Annotated in this window: 15 protein-coding genes; 5 read left to right on the plus strand and 10 right to left on the minus strand. The window is 51.1% G+C overall.

Features of this window, described 5'->3' with window-relative positions:
- Nucleotides 1-51: 51 nt before the first annotated feature.
- On the plus strand, nucleotides 52-576 hold the full coding sequence (locus B8987_RS16195) for an RNA polymerase sigma factor (protein WP_084661709.1): 525 nt from the start codon (nucleotides 52-54) through the stop codon (nucleotides 574-576).
- Nucleotides 573-2,054 carry a beta propeller repeat protein gene (locus tag B8987_RS16200; protein WP_028962195.1) on the plus strand — a complete coding sequence of 494 codons (1,482 nt, stop codon included), beginning with the start codon at nucleotides 573-575 and terminating at the stop codon, nucleotides 2,052-2,054. The genes B8987_RS16195 and B8987_RS16200 overlap by 4 nt, the downstream gene beginning before the upstream one ends.
- 59 nt (nucleotides 2,055-2,113) lie before the next feature.
- Here the strand turns inward: B8987_RS16200 and B8987_RS16205 are convergent, their stop codons facing one another.
- Together B8987_RS16205 and B8987_RS16210 are read right to left on the minus strand one after the other, a co-directional pair.
- Nucleotides 2,114-3,256 (minus strand): thiolase family protein, encoded by a 1,143-nt coding sequence (locus tag B8987_RS16205; protein WP_020374892.1) that lies wholly within the window; start codon nucleotides 3,254-3,256, stop codon nucleotides 2,114-2,116.
- A 289-nt stretch (nucleotides 3,257-3,545) separates the two neighbouring features.
- Nucleotides 3,546-4,799 (minus strand): IS110 family RNA-guided transposase, encoded by a 1,254-nt coding sequence (locus tag B8987_RS16210; RefSeq protein ID WP_084660932.1) that lies wholly within the window; start codon nucleotides 4,797-4,799, stop codon nucleotides 3,546-3,548.
- Between the two features lie 484 nt (nucleotides 4,800-5,283).
- Between B8987_RS16210 and B8987_RS16215 the strand changes: the two genes are divergently transcribed.
- Nucleotides 5,284-6,519 (plus strand): IS110 family RNA-guided transposase, encoded by a 1,236-nt coding sequence (locus B8987_RS16215; protein ID WP_084661710.1) that lies wholly within the window; start codon nucleotides 5,284-5,286, stop codon nucleotides 6,517-6,519.
- Between the two features lie 142 nt (nucleotides 6,520-6,661).
- Here B8987_RS16215 and B8987_RS16220 read toward each other — a convergent pair whose 3' ends face one another.
- The 4 genes from B8987_RS16220 to B8987_RS16235 all read right to left on the minus strand — a co-directional run bounded on the left by B8987_RS16220 (nucleotide 6,662) and on the right by B8987_RS16235 (nucleotide 11,007).
- Nucleotides 6,662-6,985, minus strand: coding sequence for an SCP2 sterol-binding domain-containing protein (locus tag B8987_RS16220; RefSeq protein WP_020374888.1), 324 nt, complete (start codon nucleotides 6,983-6,985; stop codon nucleotides 6,662-6,664).
- 48 nt (nucleotides 6,986-7,033) lie between these two features.
- Complete coding sequence (locus B8987_RS16225) at nucleotides 7,034-8,173, minus strand: acyl-CoA dehydrogenase family protein (RefSeq protein WP_020374887.1); 1,140 nt, start codon at nucleotides 8,171-8,173, stop codon at nucleotides 7,034-7,036.
- Between the two features lie 70 nt (nucleotides 8,174-8,243).
- Nucleotides 8,244-9,917: a DUF885 domain-containing protein gene (locus B8987_RS16230; protein ID WP_020374886.1), complete on the minus strand. Its 1,674-nt coding sequence runs from the start codon at nucleotides 9,915-9,917 to the stop codon at nucleotides 8,244-8,246.
- A gap of 67 nt (nucleotides 9,918-9,984) precedes the next feature.
- Nucleotides 9,985-11,007 (minus strand): CPBP family intramembrane glutamic endopeptidase, encoded by a 1,023-nt coding sequence (locus B8987_RS16235; RefSeq protein ID WP_157782369.1) that lies wholly within the window; start codon nucleotides 11,005-11,007, stop codon nucleotides 9,985-9,987.
- A gap of 32 nt (nucleotides 11,008-11,039) precedes the next feature.
- Between B8987_RS16235 and lexA the strand changes: the two genes are divergently transcribed.
- The gene (lexA, locus tag B8987_RS16240) at nucleotides 11,040-11,630 is read left to right on the plus strand and encodes a transcriptional repressor LexA (RefSeq protein ID WP_020374884.1); all 591 of its coding nucleotides are present in this window, start codon (nucleotides 11,040-11,042) and stop codon (nucleotides 11,628-11,630) included.
- Here the strand turns inward: lexA and B8987_RS16245 are convergent.
- The 4 genes from B8987_RS16245 to B8987_RS16260 form a co-directional block, all read right to left on the minus strand.
- A complete protein-coding gene (locus tag B8987_RS16245) occupies nucleotides 11,595-12,812 on the minus strand; it encodes a methionine gamma-lyase family protein (protein ID WP_020374883.1) in 1,218 nt (405 codons plus the stop codon). The two genes, lexA and B8987_RS16245, sit on opposite strands and share 36 nt — an antisense overlap.
- Nucleotides 12,813-12,900: 88 nt before the next feature.
- Entirely contained in the window at nucleotides 12,901-13,512 is a 612-nt protein-coding gene (locus B8987_RS16250; protein WP_020374882.1) for a GTPase domain-containing protein, read from the minus strand.
- Nucleotides 13,512-14,522, minus strand: a complete 1,011-nt coding sequence (locus B8987_RS16255) for an AAA family ATPase (protein WP_020374881.1) — start codon at nucleotides 14,520-14,522, stop codon at nucleotides 13,512-13,514. The genes B8987_RS16250 and B8987_RS16255 overlap by 1 nt, the downstream gene beginning before the upstream one ends.
- Nucleotides 14,523-14,710: 188 nt before the next feature.
- A complete protein-coding gene (locus B8987_RS16260; RefSeq protein WP_020374880.1) occupies nucleotides 14,711-16,723 on the minus strand; it encodes a prolyl oligopeptidase family serine peptidase in 2,013 nt (670 codons plus the stop codon).
- 59 nt (nucleotides 16,724-16,782) lie between these two features.
- On the opposite strand from B8987_RS16260, the gene B8987_RS16265 reads away from it, so the two are divergent.
- Nucleotides 16,783-17,991 (plus strand): MFS transporter, encoded by a 1,209-nt coding sequence (locus tag B8987_RS16265; RefSeq protein WP_020374879.1) that lies wholly within the window; start codon nucleotides 16,783-16,785, stop codon nucleotides 17,989-17,991.
- The last annotated feature ends 44 nt before the right edge of the window (nucleotides 17,992-18,035 follow it).

Genomic DNA, 18,035 nt, shown 5'->3' on the forward strand with positions numbered 1-18,035 from the left:
TTTCATAGCATTGGACGTTATACTTGGTGAAAGCAGATTGTCTTAAAGGGGTTGCCTTCAACGAACGCGCAAGATGAACGGCATTTTACGCAATTTATGGAGGAATATGGGGACAAGGCATTACGTTATGCTTTCGTCACCTTACATGTTCGCGATGACGCAGAGGATGTGGCTCAAGAAGCGTTTGTTCGTTTATGGCGCCACGCCAAGCGCCATGGAGTCGATAATTTGAGCCCAGCTCTACTCTTTCATACGTTGACAAACTTATGTCGTGACCGCATGCGATATTACAAACGGCATCCAGAAGACCCGACAGATATTTTGGAGACGACCCAGCAATCCGCAATGGACGAGATTCCTTTATTAATGGATGATATGAATGTGCTTGAAGCGGTTATGCAATTAGGTGTGGCAGAACGCCAATGTATTCTTCTGTTTTACTATATGGATCGCTCTTTAAAGGAGACGGCTACAGCGCTTGGCGTTAGTGAGCAAGTTGTTAAGACGCGGTTATACCGCGCCCGGCAGCATCTACGTCCCCTTCTTGAACCTATCTGGAAGGAGGGCCTAATATGACCGATCATTTGCACGACAAGTTAGGGGAACGTTTAGATCATGCTCTCGGCGAAGGCATGGGATTGTATTTTAATACGCATTGGCATCCTAAAAAGGTCGTACGTCGCCAAAGCTATCTCCGCCGTACGGTCATGGGCGCGGTAGCCGCGTCGGTCGCCGGATTAGTGCTTGTGCCTCACCTACACCCGATCCGTCAAAGTCAGGCATCCAGCAGTGAAAGGACTCTCGCAGCTCCGGCTTTATCCTCGTCGATTAAGCAAGTGCTGCAGCAATTTTCCGATGAACAGGTTCAGGTTATCGATATGTCACCGGTCTATGCCAAATATCCTATGGCAGTTCCGACAGGTCATGCTTTAACATTATCCGGTAAATTTACCCTGGGCCAGATCACAGGAACTTCCCTGGTATTAAAATTGGATAATCGGCGCAATGTTCTGGGAGGCACATTATTTTCTCAAGGCGTTCCTATCTATGACTTTGTTGGCCATGATGCAACCAATGGGCAAGTGATCAGTCCCCATCCCAGTTCCACCCCATTAAAAGGAACATGGGTTGCCGGATTACCAACACCGATTACATCATTTGCGGCAGCTGGTCCTTATATTTATTTGACGCACAATAATACGTGGGCGGTATTACACGGCCAAAGCAAAGCATACTGGGCGGTATCTCCGGGTCCTGAGACTAATAATATGATTGATACAATTTCGGCGCTGCCGAACAAGCCTAATGACGTTTTATTAGTCGAGGAAAATCCTTCAGGTCAATCAGTAGGATATGTGAGTACCGACCGCGGACGGCATTGGACAACATGGGCCATCGGCGCCGCGACCTTTTCCAATGTTGTGGCAATGGACCATCACTATTGGGCTATCGTCAATGGGACGTTGCAAGTCAGTCAAACTGGGATCACCTGGAACACTTTGCTTACATTGAATACGAAACGGTGGCAGGTTGAAGATTACGCGATCAATCCGGCCAACTCCCAACAAATTGCCGTGGCCTTGGTTCCCGTAGCGGGAACTGGAATTGGCCCCGTATTAGAAACGCAAAATGGCGGACAAAGCTGGCACCAACTTCCTCATTTTCCTGCGTTAGGAGCTGCACCGTCTAGCATGGTCATGTCCCCTAGCGGCGGAATTTCCGCACTCGTCAACCTCTCCAATCCTGTCCTGGTCAGATACTCTCCTACCACCCACCGGTGGACGGCAATTGCCGTGCCTAGTAATGGGCAGCAAGTGGGAGTTGGACAATTAGCCGCTTCGCCCAATGGGGACTTATTTTATGGTTCGCCTACAGGAGCTATCTATCGCTGGGTAAAATCTGATTCTCAATGGCAGTACATTGCGCCTCCATCGGCTAGCGCGGCTGATTCGTCAGCACCCTACCCTTTAGAAGCCATTGGCAACCATCAAATTCTTGCCGGCTACGATAATGGATGGTCAATCTTTGTTATTTCGCCATCATCCTCACGGTAAAAGACACCGCCCGAGCCAGCAATCGGGCGGTGTCTTTATAGATCCTTATTCTCCAGCCGTTAAACCCGTTCGATAATGGTCGCTACAGCCATTCCCCACCCAATACACATAGTGATTAATGCATAGTGGCCATTTGTAACTTCTAAGTGATTTAAGGCGGTTAAAACTAACCGGCCTCCTGAGGCACCTAGAGGATGACCAATCGCAATGGCACCTCCGTGTGGATTGACCTTGTTCCAATCGGGATGGTATTCTTCTCCCCACGCTAACACCACCGATGCAAACGCCTCATTGACTTCGAACACATCAATATCATCAAATTTCAAGCCCGCTTTGTCCAACACTTTTCGGGTAGCGGGAATCGGTCCGGTTAACATGATAACCGGGTCGACTCCTACAACACTCATGGCCACAATTCGCGCACGCGGCGTATACCCATAACGGTTAATCGCATTTTCCGAAGCGAGTAATAATGCGCTGGCTCCATCACTAATTTGACTGGAATTGCCAGCTGTAACCACACCATCAGGTTTAAAAGCAGGACGCAAGGTCGCCATCTTTTCAAGATTTGTATCGGCTCTTGGGCCCTCATCGGTTCGGACGGTATGCATCTCCCCGTCATCGCCTGGGACCGTGAGATCAAAGGTTTCTTTGTCAAAATAATGGTCATGTTGTGCGGCAATCGCCCGCATATGACTTTGATACGAATAGGCATCGAGGGCTTCCCGGTCTAAGTGCCACTTTTCAGCAATGAGTTCCGCAGAAATGCCTTGAGGAACAATTTGATATTGCGCGAGTAATTGATTACTAAAGGTCGAACCATCCGAGCCCATGGGAACCCGGGTCATCGACTCAACCCCAGCAGCAATGACCAGATCATGCGTGTCTGACTTGATCGCTTGCGCCGCTTGATTCACCGTTTCCAGACTCGAGGCACACATGCGGTTGACCGTCGCTCCTGGTACTTCAACAGGAAAGCCGGCAATTAACGGAGCAAGCCGTCCAATATTAAATCCTTGCTCTCCGATTTGTGTGACACACCCTAACCGCACATCTTCCACGGTTGCGGGATCGGTGTGCGTACGAGAAACCAGGTGCTGTAATGTGACGGCCGCTAAATCATCCGGACGGATATTTTTTAAGATGCCATTGCGTCGACCAAACGGGGTACGAATACCATCAATTATATACGCTTCGGTCACTTGGGCTTCCTCCTACCTCAATGTTTTGTCCTGTTTCCTAACCCTTTCACAATCTTTCAAGGGATTTCGCTTCGGTTCCCTCTCGAACGGTCTTTCATTACCGTGACCACGTTAGCGAACCCTACCATGTCTCACAGGGTCTATGCCCGACCAATCCTTCGTTCAGCTTGACGTGCGGTAGTAATGACGTGGGAGCCGGACTCGTATACGGGGTCATTTCACCGAGTGAAAGCCCAACAGGAGGGAGACGACTTCCCACGCCCGAGACAGAACCGAAGCCCCTCCATCGTTACGCGGCGGTCGACACCTCCCCCAGGGGGAACAGTCGCGCCGCATCATACGCCTGTCCGTGCTTCATGCACGCCCAGGCCACCCGGAGGAGCTTCGTCGCGACCGCCACCATGGCGGCTTTCGGGGCGAGCGGATGCGCCGCCCGTCGGGTGAGCGACTGATACCAGGCCTTCCACTGGGGATCCTTGGCCACCGCGACGCACGCGGCCTGATACAGCACGGCACGCGCGGCGGGACGTCCCCGTTTGGCAATATGCGTTGGGCCTTGGCGGTGTCCCGAGCTGGTTTGGGTGAGATTGAGTCCCGCCATTTTCTGCGCTTGGCGCGCATCGGCGAATCGGGACAAGTCCCCCAACTCGCCCAACACCGTGGCAATGACCTGGGGCCCGAATCCCGGAATGCTGAATAACGGCTGAGCAGGAGTCCAGTCCTCTAAAATGGCGGCTTGCGCGGCTTCAATGGCCGTTTGCGCGGCGAGCGCCGCGCGCCAACTCCGAAGATAGGAGGCGAGTTGGAGACGCGCAGTCGCCCGGCCTACGGGAATCCCAATGGAGTCCACGGCGGCCTGGTGCAAGGCGTGGGCGCGTTTAGCGCCGACGCGATGTGTGGTGGCGGCCTTAAACTGGTCCGCTATCGCATCCACGGACTGCGCTAACACCAAGTCCGGCGTCGGGAGCGTATCCAGCGTCGTCAGCGCCGCTTTCCCATCCCACGCCTTGAAGACCGTGAAGAATTCCGGAAAGTATTGATGGATCCAGCCGGCAATGCGCGCTCGCCATCGCATGACGTCCTGGTGGTGCTGCCGACGCGTCACCGCCAACGTGGCCAGCTGGGCCAGCGCGCCGCCGCGCGGCTCCCACCGGAACCACCGGCCATCATAGACGAGTCGGGCGATAACCCGGGCATCCTTGGCGTCGGTCTTGGTCGGGGTATTGTCATCCAATTCCTTGAGTCGATGGACGTGAGCCGGCTGCACCAGCACCACCTCCGCGCCGTGCGCACGGAGCCAATGGGCCAACCCAACCCAATAGTGCCCGGTGGACTCCATGCCAACGCGGACCTCCTCGGACGGCCGCCGCTCCCACATCGCCTCAAATCCCGCACGGGTATTGGCGAACCGAAAGGCTTTACCGACAGGCCGCCCGTTCGTGTCCAGCCATTGCACATAATGCCAGTCCTTCGCCACGTCGATGCCGCCCACCCCCAGTCCTTGCTTTCTTCCGTCGCTCTGCTCTACACTGTGCTTAGCCATTGAACTGTGCCCCCCTGAATTTGGTTGTTGTTCGCTACTCCAACCCTATCAGAGGGGCCATTCTTTACTCAATCCCTAAATACGCCCCGGACACTTTATTACAGGATTCTCGTATAAAGAAATTGATTCTGCTACCCTGAGGCTTTATCTTGAGGCCTGCCTCGCGGCCAGCAGCAATCGGCATTCGGGATGATCAGGCTTGCCAGATCGGGTTTCGTCGGCGATGCTCGAAGAAGAGTCGGGACGATTCAAGACTGCATTCCTCCTGCCGGATTGACGGCTTCGAAAGTCTGTGAGTCGGCGACGCCGCTTCGTCACAGTTAACGCGCGGGATGCCGCTCCCCCCGTGGAGACCCGTGGCACCGGTCTATCGCAACACCGCGGGTGGCGATGACGGCTTATAAGCGAGGTTGCGGCGAAGGCGTCGGCGCGTCGGCGAAATCCCGTTCCCGATGCATTCCTCCGCGAAGGGAGGTGAAATCCCATGGATAGCGTGTTGTACGTCGGTATTGACACCAGTCTCGGGGCTCACGTCGTCTGCGCGATGGCGGCGGATGGCCAGGTCGTCGCGCGGACGACCGTCCCCAACGATCAGGCGGGGGCCGAGCAATTCGTCGCCTGGCTGCACCCCCACGCCGCGCCGTACGCGCGGCTGGCCATTGGCGTCGAGGCCACGTCCGTGTACCATGTGCCGCTGATGGAATGGCTGACGCAAACCCCCGACTTGCAGCGGTGGCAACCCACCTGGTACGTCCTCAATCCGAAAGTCGTCCAGAAATTCCGAGAGACCTATGTGGATCGGGGCAAAACCGACCGAGCGGATGCCGCCCTGATTGCGGATGTCATGCGGTTTGGGCGCGTCACGCCCTGGACCCCGCCGGATCCGCGCTATGCGGCGTTGCAGGTCTTGACCCGCCATCGTCGGCAGCTGAGCCACCTCATCACCCAAGAAAAAAATCGCGCGTTGGTGCAATTGTTTTGTGTCTGGGGGCAGTATGCCCATACGGAGGAGCCGTTTTTCTCGAACGTCTTTGGGGTAGCGTCGCAAACCGTGTTGGAACGCTACACGCCCGATACGCTGGCAGCCATCCCGCTGGCGGATCTGGTGGCGGAAATCGCGGCGGCCGGTCGCCAACGGCTGAAAGCGCCCGATGACATTGCGCAGACCTTGCACCGCTTGGCGCGGCGCGCCTTTCGGTTGCATCCGGACGAGCAGGACGCGCGGCACCAAAGCTTGGTCCTGCATTTGGACACCATCCGGGCCTTGGAACATCAACAACAGGCGCTGGACAAAGTGATTGCCCGTGACATGCAGGCGTTTCGCCAAACCCTGACCACGATTCCGGGGATTGGTCCGGTCTATGGCGCGGGCCTCTTGGCCGAAATCGGTCCCATCGAACGATTTCCGTCGGAAAATGCCTTGGCCAAATATGCGGGGCTGACCTGGCGCCCGCATCAATCGGGGAATTTTGATGCCGACATCCGTCCGCTGACGCGGACGGGGAACGTCTATTTGCGGTACTACTTCATCGAAGCGGCGGAGAGGGTCCGGGTGCGGGACCCGCAGTTCAAAGCCTTTTACGAGAAGAAGTACCACGAAGCCACGCACCACGCGCATAAGCGGGCGTTGGTCTTGACGGCACGCCAGTGGGTCGGCGTGGTCTACGGGATGCTGACCCGGGGCCAAATCTACGACGAAAGGAAGTTGATGCCGCACTAAAGGGATTGACAACTGATTTGCCATTATCTACCACCTCCTTTTAGGCAGGTTTATGTTGACCTGGCCCTGTTCGTCGTTGTCCTAAGCTGATCGGTTCTTGACATTTAACCGCGGGACTTTGCATGTGAAGCAATGTGCCGGCTTAACTGATCAATGTTTGTAGTTTTAAGGCCATACTCATATCCCCTGTAACGGACAATTTACCGCTCATAAAAGCACTCATGGGATTCAATTTGCCTTCAGCCAAATCCTTAAAGTCTTGCGCGGCCATGGTAATCGTCACACCCGCATCATTGGCTTTGCCAGCTTCCACACGGGCGCCATCTGGGCTAACCCGAACACAATAATCCCCGGCATCATCACCCGTTAAAATGAATTGATATACGCCTGTAGAGCCCGCTAACTGGGTGTTCGTTTTCTGAGTTAAGCGGTCTTGAAGTTGATCAAATACTTCTTTTGTCGTCATCTGTCTATCACTCCCCCAATGAACATGTTGAAATCTGACTTGGCACCATTACATCATGCGGGTCATCACGCGTTTTTGAATTTGGGTTGTGCCTTCATAAATAGACATAATTTTGGCATCTCGTAACCATTTTTCAACCGGATAATCACGCATATATCCGTAACCACCTAAAATCTGAACGGCATTCGTGGCGACTTCCATGGCCATATCCCCACAAAAAGCTTTCGCCATGGATCCTTCCATATTACAAGATTTACCTTCATCTGCTAACCATGCGGCGCGATAAGCTAGTAAACGGCCTGCTTCAATTTTGGTTAACATATCGGTTAAGGTGAACGATATGGCTTGATTATAATAAATCGGCTTGCCGAATTGGACCCGTTCTTTCGCATAGGACAGCGCATATTCATAAGCGGCCCGTGCCACTCCAACGGCAGCAATAGCGACGGTAGGTCGCGAATGCTCGAGCATCTTCATTGCTCCAAGGAAGGCCATATTTTCTTCACCCAGACGATTTTCAACAGGCACATGCACATCATCAAATCGCACTTCCGCTGTGTGACTGGCCCGCAAGCCTAATTTTTTAAATTTCTTGCCTGACGAAATTCCAGGCGTCTTCCCATCGACGATAAAAGCTGACACGCCCGCATATCCCGCTTCGGGATTGGTCTTCGCAAATACCACGTAGACATCGGCAATGCCTCCGTTTGTGATAAACGTTTTGGTGCCATTAATGACATATTCATCACCTTGGCGCACTGCACGGGTCGTCATGCTCACAACATCAGAGCCAGCGCCTGGTTCTGTCAAGCACATGGCACCTAAACGCACCTGATCGGGATCGCAAAACAATGGCAACCACTTTTTCTTTTGCTCTTCAGATCCCATTTCCAAAATCGGTATCGACGCGAGTCCGATCCCGCCAATGGCTGTTGCAATACCCGCGCAACCCCAAAACAGTTCCTCGCCAACCACTAAGCTAGAAATGAGATCCGGAACCCCATTACCGCCGTATTCTTCTGGAATGGTATAAGACAATAGCCCCACTTTCGCGGCTTTCTTTAACACATCCCAAGGCATTTCTTCGTGCTCATCATAGTAGGCGGCTACTGGACGTATTTCTTTCTCGGCAAACGTATGAGCCCATTCTTTTAACTCGCGCTGTTCTGGAGTTAATTCGAAGTTCATGGCACTCCCTCCCATCCCAATAACTTGCAACCAGACTTATTTTACCATATCAAATTTATGCAGAGTACAACTATTTGGACTCGGAAAATAGAAGTTTCTCTAAGACGGGAAACATCGGCATGCCGTGACTCAACAACGCATCATGAAAGCGTTGTAACGTAAAGGCCGATCCCCATCGTTCTTGAGCCTTGCGCCGCAGATGCAAGATTTGAAACTTTCCCCACGTATAAATCAAATAAAAGGGGTCTTGCGTTCCCCTTAGCGTTTCCCGTTTCGCACCCATAGGCGTCATAAAGCACTCGGTTTCAAAGAATTTTTGGGCGTCATCCAGCGTGAAATCCCCCCGGTGTAAGCGGATCGCCACGATAAAGCGCCCCAGGCGTTCGAGGGCTTCTAATAGGTAACTTATTTGTAACGCTAAATTACCATCACCGTAACCCTGTTCCATCATCAGTTCTTCGGTATAATGAGCCCATCCCTCGATAAAGGCCCCAGAACCAAAAATGCGGCGGACCGTACTAGACGTTTTGGGAATCTGTAAAAATTGCACAAAATGCCCCGGATACACTTCGTGAATGGAAATCATCTGCATCGTGGCTTTATTCAGGGTTTGTAGTTGAGCTTCTTGATCCTCAAGTGACCATGAGGAATCGGGCAACGTGACTTGATAATAAGCCTGACGTGAGGACTGCTCAAAAGGTCCGGGAGGGACGATGGAGGCTAATGTGGTGAGACGCATAAATGCGGGAGTTTCGACCACACGAGGATGAACGCTTTGCGGGATGCTCACCAGTTGCTGGCGTTCTACAAAATCACGCAACTGATCTAAGAGCTGGCTGGTGTGTTTAAGTAGGGTATCACGCGACCAATGGTCGTGCCGAATGTGGGCAATCACTTGCTGGGGATTGGTTGAAGGCTCATATTGTGCAACGAGGACTTGTAATTTTCCCTGCAAACGTTCGAGTTCCTTGTCCGCCATACATAGTAATTCATCCAAGGAGGCTTCGTTGCCTTCGAGCCAATAGAATTTTTCCCAATACCGCTTGGGCCCTAAACGATAATCTCCATGGGCCTTTGGTTTTATTTTTGTCTTTAAATCATCGACAAAGTTTTCATAAGCCTGGGCAGCTTGTTCACTGGCCTCCGCAATGTCCTGTCGTAAACGGCTGTTAACATCTTGGAATGCCTGCGGTATATCGTCACGGAGAAAGGGAAGGGTCCGGGTAAACTGATCGATGGCCATATCCACATAGAGTGCGGGGGGATTATCCAATTGTCTTAAGCCAGCCATAAGAAAACCGGGAACTTGACGCAAACGTTCTAATAACGCCTGGCCCCGGCTGTCCGCGGTACCAAATTGACCTCGTGCAAGACTTAACAAACTTGCGCTAATCACCGCATTAAAGAGATTGGGATCTTTTCGTTCCGGATGATCTCGTGTCACATCAAGCCATAACGACTCGACATTAAATTTTAACGTCATATAGTCTGCCCAATCTTCACGATCCAGGGTCTTAGGATTAATCCGGTTCAGCGCTGTGCGCGCTTGGCTCAGTGTCTTTTCGAAGACTTGGCGGGACGCTTCGCTGACAGGTGGCAATGCTTCATCCCAGTCATGTAATCCCAAATCTGTCGCGACAAACGGAAAGTGTTGGAGATAGATTTCTAATGTCATTTCGGCGATAGGGCGTAATTCTTCATCTTTTGGTAATCCCGCATAAAATTCTCGGTTGCTAACCTTCATAAACATTCCTCCTAAAAGCGCTTTAGGTTTTGCAAACACTTCTCGTGAATAAGAGAAAAACGCAGCGCTAATGAAGTGCCATCAGAGCGATAACGACTGACAACAAATTTAAGGTCGCGTGAGCAATGGTTGATGGAATCAAAGATCCGGTTTTCCAATAGACCAAGTTTAAAATCATCCCCGCGAGAGTTAATGGAATTAGCAACGTGAGGTTCATGTGCGCTACGCCAAATAGTACTCCGGCCACCACTGTAGCCCAACCTAATCCCCATGCCGGTCGTAAGGTACCAAATAAAATACCGCGAAACAAAATTTCTTCGGCAACTGGTGCCATGATGACAATCGCCACAATCATCAAAAAGGCTATGAGTCCTAAGTGTCCACTTAATCCTTTGGCATAAACAAATGGATTATTAGACTGAATCTTGATATGTGCTGCCTTTATTTCCCATTCGACTACTAGCGCGATAATACCCGACATCATGACGCCTATAGTAATGCCCCATCCCACCAAAGGAAGAGTCTTCGCGTTCCACTGATAGTGACGGCGTAGAAAAGACTGGGTCACATGATGGCGTGTGAGAATCATCAAAACGATTAACAGTTCAGTCGGCGGCGTCAGCAAATAGGCTGCTAGAAGTAACGATAAATTCGTAGACAAGGTGGCAAGATGGCCCAAGAGTAGTGAAACCGACAAAGCAACAGAGACCAAAATAAGAATTATGAAACCTAAGAATCCATCTCGAGGTCGCATGCGGCCAATTTCGGCCCGTTGACTCCACCACGCGATAATGACGCCGAGAAGAAGTTCAGTCAGGGGAAGCACCCAGCGATCCACGATCCTCAATGGGGACAACCAAATGCTCCACATAGCCACCACAATCATCACAGCGGCTATCCCAGGACGTCTCACCACATAGCTTAGACCCCCAGCGGCAATGCTCACGCCTAATGCGGTAATGATGATCATGCTGGGATTGACAAAATGCACCAATAGATCGGACAGAATGCCCATAACCAACCATAACACCAAGGCCCCAATCGCTTTCTTCAGTCGCTCCGCCTCCTCCGTCTGTCTAGTATGGTACAATATTCCTGATATCATGAGGAGGATGATAAAATGTGATTGGAGAACGCCAACAAAAAATATTGAATTACATTCAAGATTTTCTTGCTAAAAATGGGTATCCTCCCTCCGTACGCGAGATTGGTAAGGCCGTCGGATTAAGCTCAACTGCCAGTGTGGCCCGACATTTGAAGGCTTTAGAAAAAGAAGGATATATCTCGCATCCACCTGCCAAACGGCGAGCCTGGACTATGGGCACTGGTCATAACACTCGATCCATTTCTCTTCCGTTGGTTGGGAATATCACCGCAGGGGTTCCCATATTAGCCACTGAAGTCATCGAAGAACATCTCAATTTTCCCGCTTCCCTTTTTCGTGTTCATCCGGATTTTCTTCTGCGGGTCGTGGGCGATTCCATGATTGGTGCCGGGATTTTTGACGGTGACCTGGTTGCCGTACAAAGCACATCGGCTGCCCATGACGGAGACATTGTCATTGCTTTGTTAGGCGATGAAGCCACCGTCAAATATTTCTACAAAGATCCTCACGGCATCCGTCTTATGCCGGCTAATGAACGTTATCAACCCATTATTTCATCCGACGTTCAAATTTTAGGAAAGGTCGTGGGTCTTATTCGCAGCCTTTAATGCAGAGATTCCTTGGTCGACGGCCATCACGGTATGCCATTTGGACAACCCGCCTTGTAAATACGCGATGTAAGGCGGTCTGATGGGGGCATCACAGGATAGTTCCAACGATCCTCCGGCAACAAATCCGCCCGCGGCCATAATGACAGGATCCGCATATCCCGGCATCGACCACGCTTCAGGAACCACATAGCCATCAATGGGCGAGACACGCTGCACAGCACGGCACAGTATTTCAATTTTCTGGGCATCACCTAATCGAATGGCAGTGACAATGTCACTGCGGGGAAATTGCTCAGGCAACGGATCAACAGCAAAACCTTCAGCAGCAAAGGCATGAGATGCATAGATGCCGCCCATGAGGGCTTCGCCCACCATCATCGGTGCCAAAAACCATCCTTGCGCAATCAAACGTAATATTGATCCTGTAGGTCCGACCTCATGACCAATTCCCGGAGCCAGTAACATCTCTCCCACCGCTTCAACGAGCACTTGTTTCCCTGCGACATAAGCCCCCGTAGGCGCCACACCCCCGCCGGGATTTTTTAATAAGCTGCCAACAATCAAATCGGCTCCCCAATCGGTCGGTTCTTCTTCTAAGGTGAATTCCCCATAACAGTTATCGACCACTAACCACGCGCCCAACGAATGGGCTTTTTCCGCAATCTGCCGAATTTCGGCAGCATGAAACGAGGGGCGCGATTGATACCCGCGTGAGCGTTGGATGTACACCACACGAGGAGGGGGGGCTTGCTGGGGCCAAATGGGCATTCCTGTGCTGTCCGTGGGCAATACGCTCACGTCTATCCCCCGGCTGGGCAAACTGGTTCTGGAATTGCCAAAAATCAGCGGTTGAAGCGTATCATAAATGGGACCATTGGCCAACCATAAATGATCGCCCGGACTTAAGAGAGCACGCAAAGCGGTGGCTAAAGCGTGTGTTCCGGATGCCCATTGAGGACGAACCATGGCCGCTTCCGCATGCATAATGGTGGCGACAATCTGGTCTAATCGTTCTCGGCCGCGGTCACCATAGCCATAGCCGGTACTTCCCCCTAAATCCGAAGTGGACAGGCCGCTTTCACTAAAGGCCTTAGCGACCCGGGTTACATTCGCCGCGACAATGGCTTCGACGTGAAGCCATGTCTGGCGGGCCTGCTTTAAAATATCAGGATTTTGCAAAAGATAAGGCCTCCTACGCCAGATTCATCGTCGGTATCATACACTATTTTGATCGATGGGGAAAATGGCAGTAAGCCGGCCGAATGTATTACGCATCCAGGTGACGCAAGGTAAACGCTTTGACCTCTTTAAAACCCCGGCGGGTTAGAGCTGACACACCAATGACGGGGATGCCCTTAAAGTGTTCACGCACGGCGTGCAAATTATCGATCGCCCCCGGTTTGTCGATTTTGTTACCAAGAATAAGATACGGGGCGATGCGTTTGCTATAATTCGCCATCTCGTCATCAAGCGGTCCAAAGGATTCGATCCGTTTTGAGCCCACACTGCTCAGATCAATCATATGCAAAATCACATTCGCCTCTCCCATCCGAATTAATGTATTAGCCATGGCTTGGCGAATCTCGGCTTGATGATGGATGCCTTCTGTAAGCCCCACACTATCGACAATCCATAGGGTTTTCTTTTGTCGCCCCGTCATAATCTCAATGCTCATACTTTGAATTGTGAGGGTCTTATGTGGTTTTTGCGACACCAATTTATGCCGCGCTTCATCTAAAGACAATGATATTTTCTTGGTGGGAATTTCTTTGCGTTCTGTCCATTGCAGACGAATCTCCTTAACCCCTAAGTATGCCGCGAAGTTAATAACAAATAGGGATTTACCGACATTAGGCTTCCCAATGACTAGGGCCTCCATTACCACCCTCCTTCCACATCAGCCCAGGTCAGGGTCATGAGATCGTCACGACTGGTGGAATCAATATGGCTCACTAATCGCACGGCCTGGCGCCGGATGGCCCGTTCTATGATGTTACGAACCAGACGCGCATTGCCAGCATTGGTATGCCAATGTCCTTGGCTTCGGGTCAAAAATTCGGTCAATTGACGGTCAGCTTCAGTAGTCAAATGATACTGGCGCTCTAACAACATCGAGCGGGCTATCGCCATCAATTCTGAGGCGGCATAGTCGGGAAAGTGCATATGAATGGGAAACCGCGATAATAATCCCGGATTGGTCGATAAAAACCATGCCATCTCATCGGGGTATCCCGCCAAAATCAACAAAAATTCATCGCGATGATCTTCCATCGCCTTCACCAAGGTATCGATCGCTTCCTTCCCAAAATCTTTTTCACCGCCCCGGGCCAAAGAATACGCTTCATCAACAAACATCACACCTCCTAAAGCCCGTTTAATCACCTCCCGGGTTTTCTGCGCTGTATGCCCAATGTATTCTCCAACCAGGTCTGCTCGTTCCACTTCGAGCATATGTCCTTTGGGCAATACATCAAGGGCCTGAAAGAGACGGCCAATAATTCGCGCGACGGTTGTTTTACCAGTGCCCGGGGCTCCTGAAAAAATCATATGCAGTGTCTGCGATGCACTCACGAGCCCTAATTGTTGCCGGCGTTGTTGGACCTCAACATAGGCACGGATTTCATGCACCATTTGCTTGACTTCTTTAAGTCCTACTAAGTCATCTAATTCGCGTAAAATGCTCTCTACTCGCTTATGTCGGGTTTCCCCAGTAAAATGGCTCGCTGTTCGCTGAAATGGATTGGTATTGGGACCACCGCGGGTATCCAGTTGCGCTAAATACCGTACGGCCTTGTCCGATGCCAAATGTCCAGATTCGAACCACGCTATGACTTCCCTCGAAGTCAAAGGATTTTTAGGATATTCAGGATCATTCATCGCATCCAGCATGATTTCCCCTCCGCCAACGGACATCACTAATCTATACGCAGGCGGCAAGAAAATGCTGCCTGTCCAGGAAAAGACCCGGACTAAGGGTCTTGAACCGACAGGACTTGTTCCCTCAATCCGGGCGTGTGCTCGCAGGCAAGCAAAAGACCCACTGCAACCAGCTGCGCTTAAGGCCTCATCCGCATGAATCATGTGTGCGGCGAAAGTCCTAATTGGCGAAATTGGAAAGTCCAAATATCGGTTTCTTCTTCTAATTGTTGCTTGCGAGTTTTTCCCACGCCATGACCGGCTTGCGGTTCAACCCGAAGAAAAATCGGATAGGATGACCCAGTAGCCTGCTGCAGCCGGGCGGTCATCTTTCTAGCATGCAATGGATGCACCCGATTGTCATGCGCTGAGGTAAAAATTAAAATCGCGGGATATTTCGTATGAGGAACCACATGATGATAGGGCGAATAGCGTTGCAACCACTGCCAATCAACCGGATTATTAGGATCGCCATATTCACGTTTCCATAACGCGGCCACTAAAAACCGGTCGTAGCGCAGCATATCTAATAATGGCACGCCAATGATGGCCGAACGGATTAATTCCGGGTGCTGCGTGACGATAGTGCCAGTCAACAGGCCCCCATTGCTACGTCCAGTAATTCCCATCATATCGGGGCGACTATATCCTTCTGCTACTAAATGGCGTAACACACTCACCATATCGTCAAATACGTTTTGTTTTCGGTCCCGCATACCTGCTTGATGCCATGCCTCGCCAAATTCACTACCACCCCTTAATCCGGCAACGACATATAATCCGCCCGATTCCAGCCACAGATGGATTCCTGGAGAATAAACAGGTTGATAAGCAATATTGAATCCACCATACCCTCCTACAATGGCTGGGCGGACCCCAGTGGGAAGGCCTTGTTTTTGGGCCAAGAAAATGGGAATGAGGGTGCCATCCTTTGATTTCACAAATTCCTGCCAGATGCGAATTCCCTGGGTACTCTTGAATTGTGTACCCCAAATCTTTAATTCTGGGTCCAAGACAGACCACGAATAGACTTGAGGCGGCTGATCAAAAGAGGTCCATTCGATAAAAACGCGGTCATGACTTGCGTCTGCTTGCAGTCCTAAAACGGTCCCCATTCCTTGATGGGGCAAGTCGATAGGCGTCATTTCGCCATCATCATGAAGAAACGCCAAATGGCTCCGTGCCTGGTGAAAGGACAGAAGCACAAGGCCGCTATCTAAAGGCACAACAGACTGAACGGGCTCAGTCAGCGAGGAAACCCATAAGGGGATCCACTGATGATCAGAACTATTCCATTTCCATATTTGAGATGGCTCAGTAGGATGATGATAAAGACCGAATAATTCCTCGTGACGCCAAAATGGCTCAAGTCTTTCCGTGGTCCCATCAAAAATGTCAGTGGATATGATCGTCGATGGTTCGAATGCGTCATGGTTCAGTGTCAGAAGGGAGACCCGGTTAGCAGTCCACCCCCGGTGAGTTTCAATGACGAGTTGGCGACCCTCTTGATCCCCCGTGAGACGAAATGTTGTCGTGGGATCGGGATCAGAAAACACTTCCTTATCATCGTGATAATCCGTGCCCAGTTGATGACAATACACACGCTGGCCATAGTACTGTGGGTGGCCCTTTGAATCAACGGGATAGCGCGTGTAATAAAATACCGATTGATGCATTGGCATAAATACAGAAGCCCAACGTGTACCGGGAATGGTATCATCTAATAGCCTATTACGCGCCCAATCATAAATATATAGTGTACTCCATTCGTCCCCTTGATTGGAAACCCCAAAAAGGACAAATTTCCCGTCTTCGGATAACGTAAACCAGTCAATCGCTTGCGGCAATTCGGCTCGACCTGGATCATAGATGGTTTGGGAGTGGGTGTGACCTGGTGGAAGACACTCTAAGGTCGCTTGATTCGCCCCTGGCTGACGGCGTAAAAAAGCCATCACGCCCTGGCGGACCTGAGGCACATGGGTTTCTTCGCGCGTCATGAGGGTATCAAGCCGCTGATATATAGGCTCCCAAAAAGTATCGGCGTGCAAGGCCCTGATTGTTTTGTGATGTTGTTCCGCCTCAAAGTGCCGGTTCGCCTCGGTGTCGTCTTCTAAATAACGAAAGGGATCATAAATCACAAATCCATGCTCGTGATCATCGTGCTGTGTCGTCATAGAACCCCCTGGCAATTCATGACCTCTAGTCATCTCATCAAAGAGTTATTCGCGGACTAATGACCCATTTCCTGCCTCAATACATATCTTTCCTGTCATCTTGTCATGCTAAGGGCGTTTTATGGAGAGAACTTAAGGGGGCGATCCCGGCGATTATCCCGTTTCGACGGCAACTTCATCCTTTGTGGTTTTTTGCCCAAACCTTTGTCATCGGGTTAGATTTATACATTGTTTCGCCACTGTTGCCAGCTATCTCAAGACAATATCACCAACCTCCTAGTATGGTGAGCCTCCTCGTTACCATATTTGCTTTAACCTATGCCATCTCCTCTCCCGTTTGGGGTATATTTGCTGACCATTACACGCGTCGACGGCTGGCTTTGTTAGGATTATTGCTCTTTCTCGGAGGCGATCTCCTAACCGCTCTCGAGCCCCCCTTCCGCTATCTCCTATGGAGTCGCGCCATCGCTGCGGTAGGTGCCGCAGGTTTTACTCCCAGTCTTTATGCCTATATTGCTGATACCACGTTCATTCATCACCGGGGACGAACGATGTCTATTGCCTCCGCGGGTTTTTCTTCCGCCACCTTTTTAGGGATTCCCTTGGGACTGATCATCGCCGATGTTTGGACATGGTCTACCGCGTTTTGGCTGATCTTTGTCTTGGCTCTGTTATCGTGGGGTATCACGTGGAAATTTTGGACCGTGTCAAAACATGATATCGTTCCCCAAAACCCAAGCATTTGTCCCGACAGTCGTCTCGCGGTGAATTATATTGTGACCGCCCTAGCGTATGCAGGCTTTGGAGCGGTTTACACCTATCTACCATTGGACCTTACGCAATCTTATCATTTTAGTCCTCTTCGTCTGACGGTCTTTATGATGGCTTTTGGTTTATTCGGGTTATTAGGTACGTTAGGGGCTGGATATCTGAGTGATCGTGTAGGCCATCTCCGGGTCATCCGTTGGGCCCTACTGGCAGAAACATTGCTTCTCCTCGGGTTGAGACATCCTTGGACCGGAGCCATCCTCTGGCTCGGGCTATTGCTGTTTTCGTTGGTGACGTCATATACTCCCGTCCTTAAGGCATTGGTTAGTGCCAAAGGGGCAAAGGGATTAGCCTTGTCGTGGAATAATGCAGCCATGTACTTTGGATTGTCTTTGGGCGCGTTGGGTATGGGCATGCTCTGGCCCTACGGCATGACAACGATTTATTTAAGTGCCACCATTTTTACCACGCTTGCCTATGTGATGACCCTGAGATTGTAAAGGATTTGGACATGTTTTCCACTTTTGGATCATATCATGCACTA

Source organism: Sulfobacillus thermosulfidooxidans DSM 9293 (assembly GCF_900176145.1).
Classification (GTDB): Bacteria; Bacillota; Sulfobacillia; order Sulfobacillales; family Sulfobacillaceae; genus Sulfobacillus; species Sulfobacillus thermosulfidooxidans.

Excerpts from the sequence above, each read along its gene's own strand:
- B8987_RS16225 (WP_020374887.1), bottom strand. The coding sequence starts at position 8,173 with ATGAACTTCGAATTAACTCCAGAACAGCGCGAGTTAAAAGAATGGGCT.
- B8987_RS16215 (WP_084661710.1), top strand. The coding sequence starts at position 5,284 with ATGGATAGCGTGTTGTACGTCGGTATTGACACCAGTCTCGGGGCTCAC.
- B8987_RS16250 (WP_020374882.1), bottom strand. The coding sequence starts at position 13,512 with ATGGAGGCCCTAGTCATTGGGAAGCCTAATGTCGGTAAATCCCTATTT.
- B8987_RS16210 (WP_084660932.1), bottom strand. The coding sequence starts at position 4,799 with ATGGCTAAGCACAGTGTAGAGCAGAGCGACGGAAGAAAGCAAGGACTG.
- B8987_RS16260 (WP_020374880.1), bottom strand. The coding sequence starts at position 16,723 with ATGACGACACAGCACGATGATCACGAGCATGGATTTGTGATTTATGAT.
- B8987_RS16230 (WP_020374886.1), bottom strand. The coding sequence starts at position 9,917 with ATGAAGGTTAGCAACCGAGAATTTTATGCGGGATTACCAAAAGATGAA.
- B8987_RS16265 (WP_020374879.1), top strand. The coding sequence starts at position 16,783 with ATGACCCATTTCCTGCCTCAATACATATCTTTCCTGTCATCTTGTCAT.
- B8987_RS16200 (WP_028962195.1), top strand. The coding sequence starts at position 573 with ATGACCGATCATTTGCACGACAAGTTAGGGGAACGTTTAGATCATGCT.
- B8987_RS16220 (WP_020374888.1), bottom strand. The coding sequence starts at position 6,985 with ATGACGACAAAAGAAGTATTTGATCAACTTCAAGACCGCTTAACTCAG.
- B8987_RS16255 (WP_020374881.1), bottom strand. The coding sequence starts at position 14,522 with ATGCTGGATGCGATGAATGATCCTGAATATCCTAAAAATCCTTTGACT.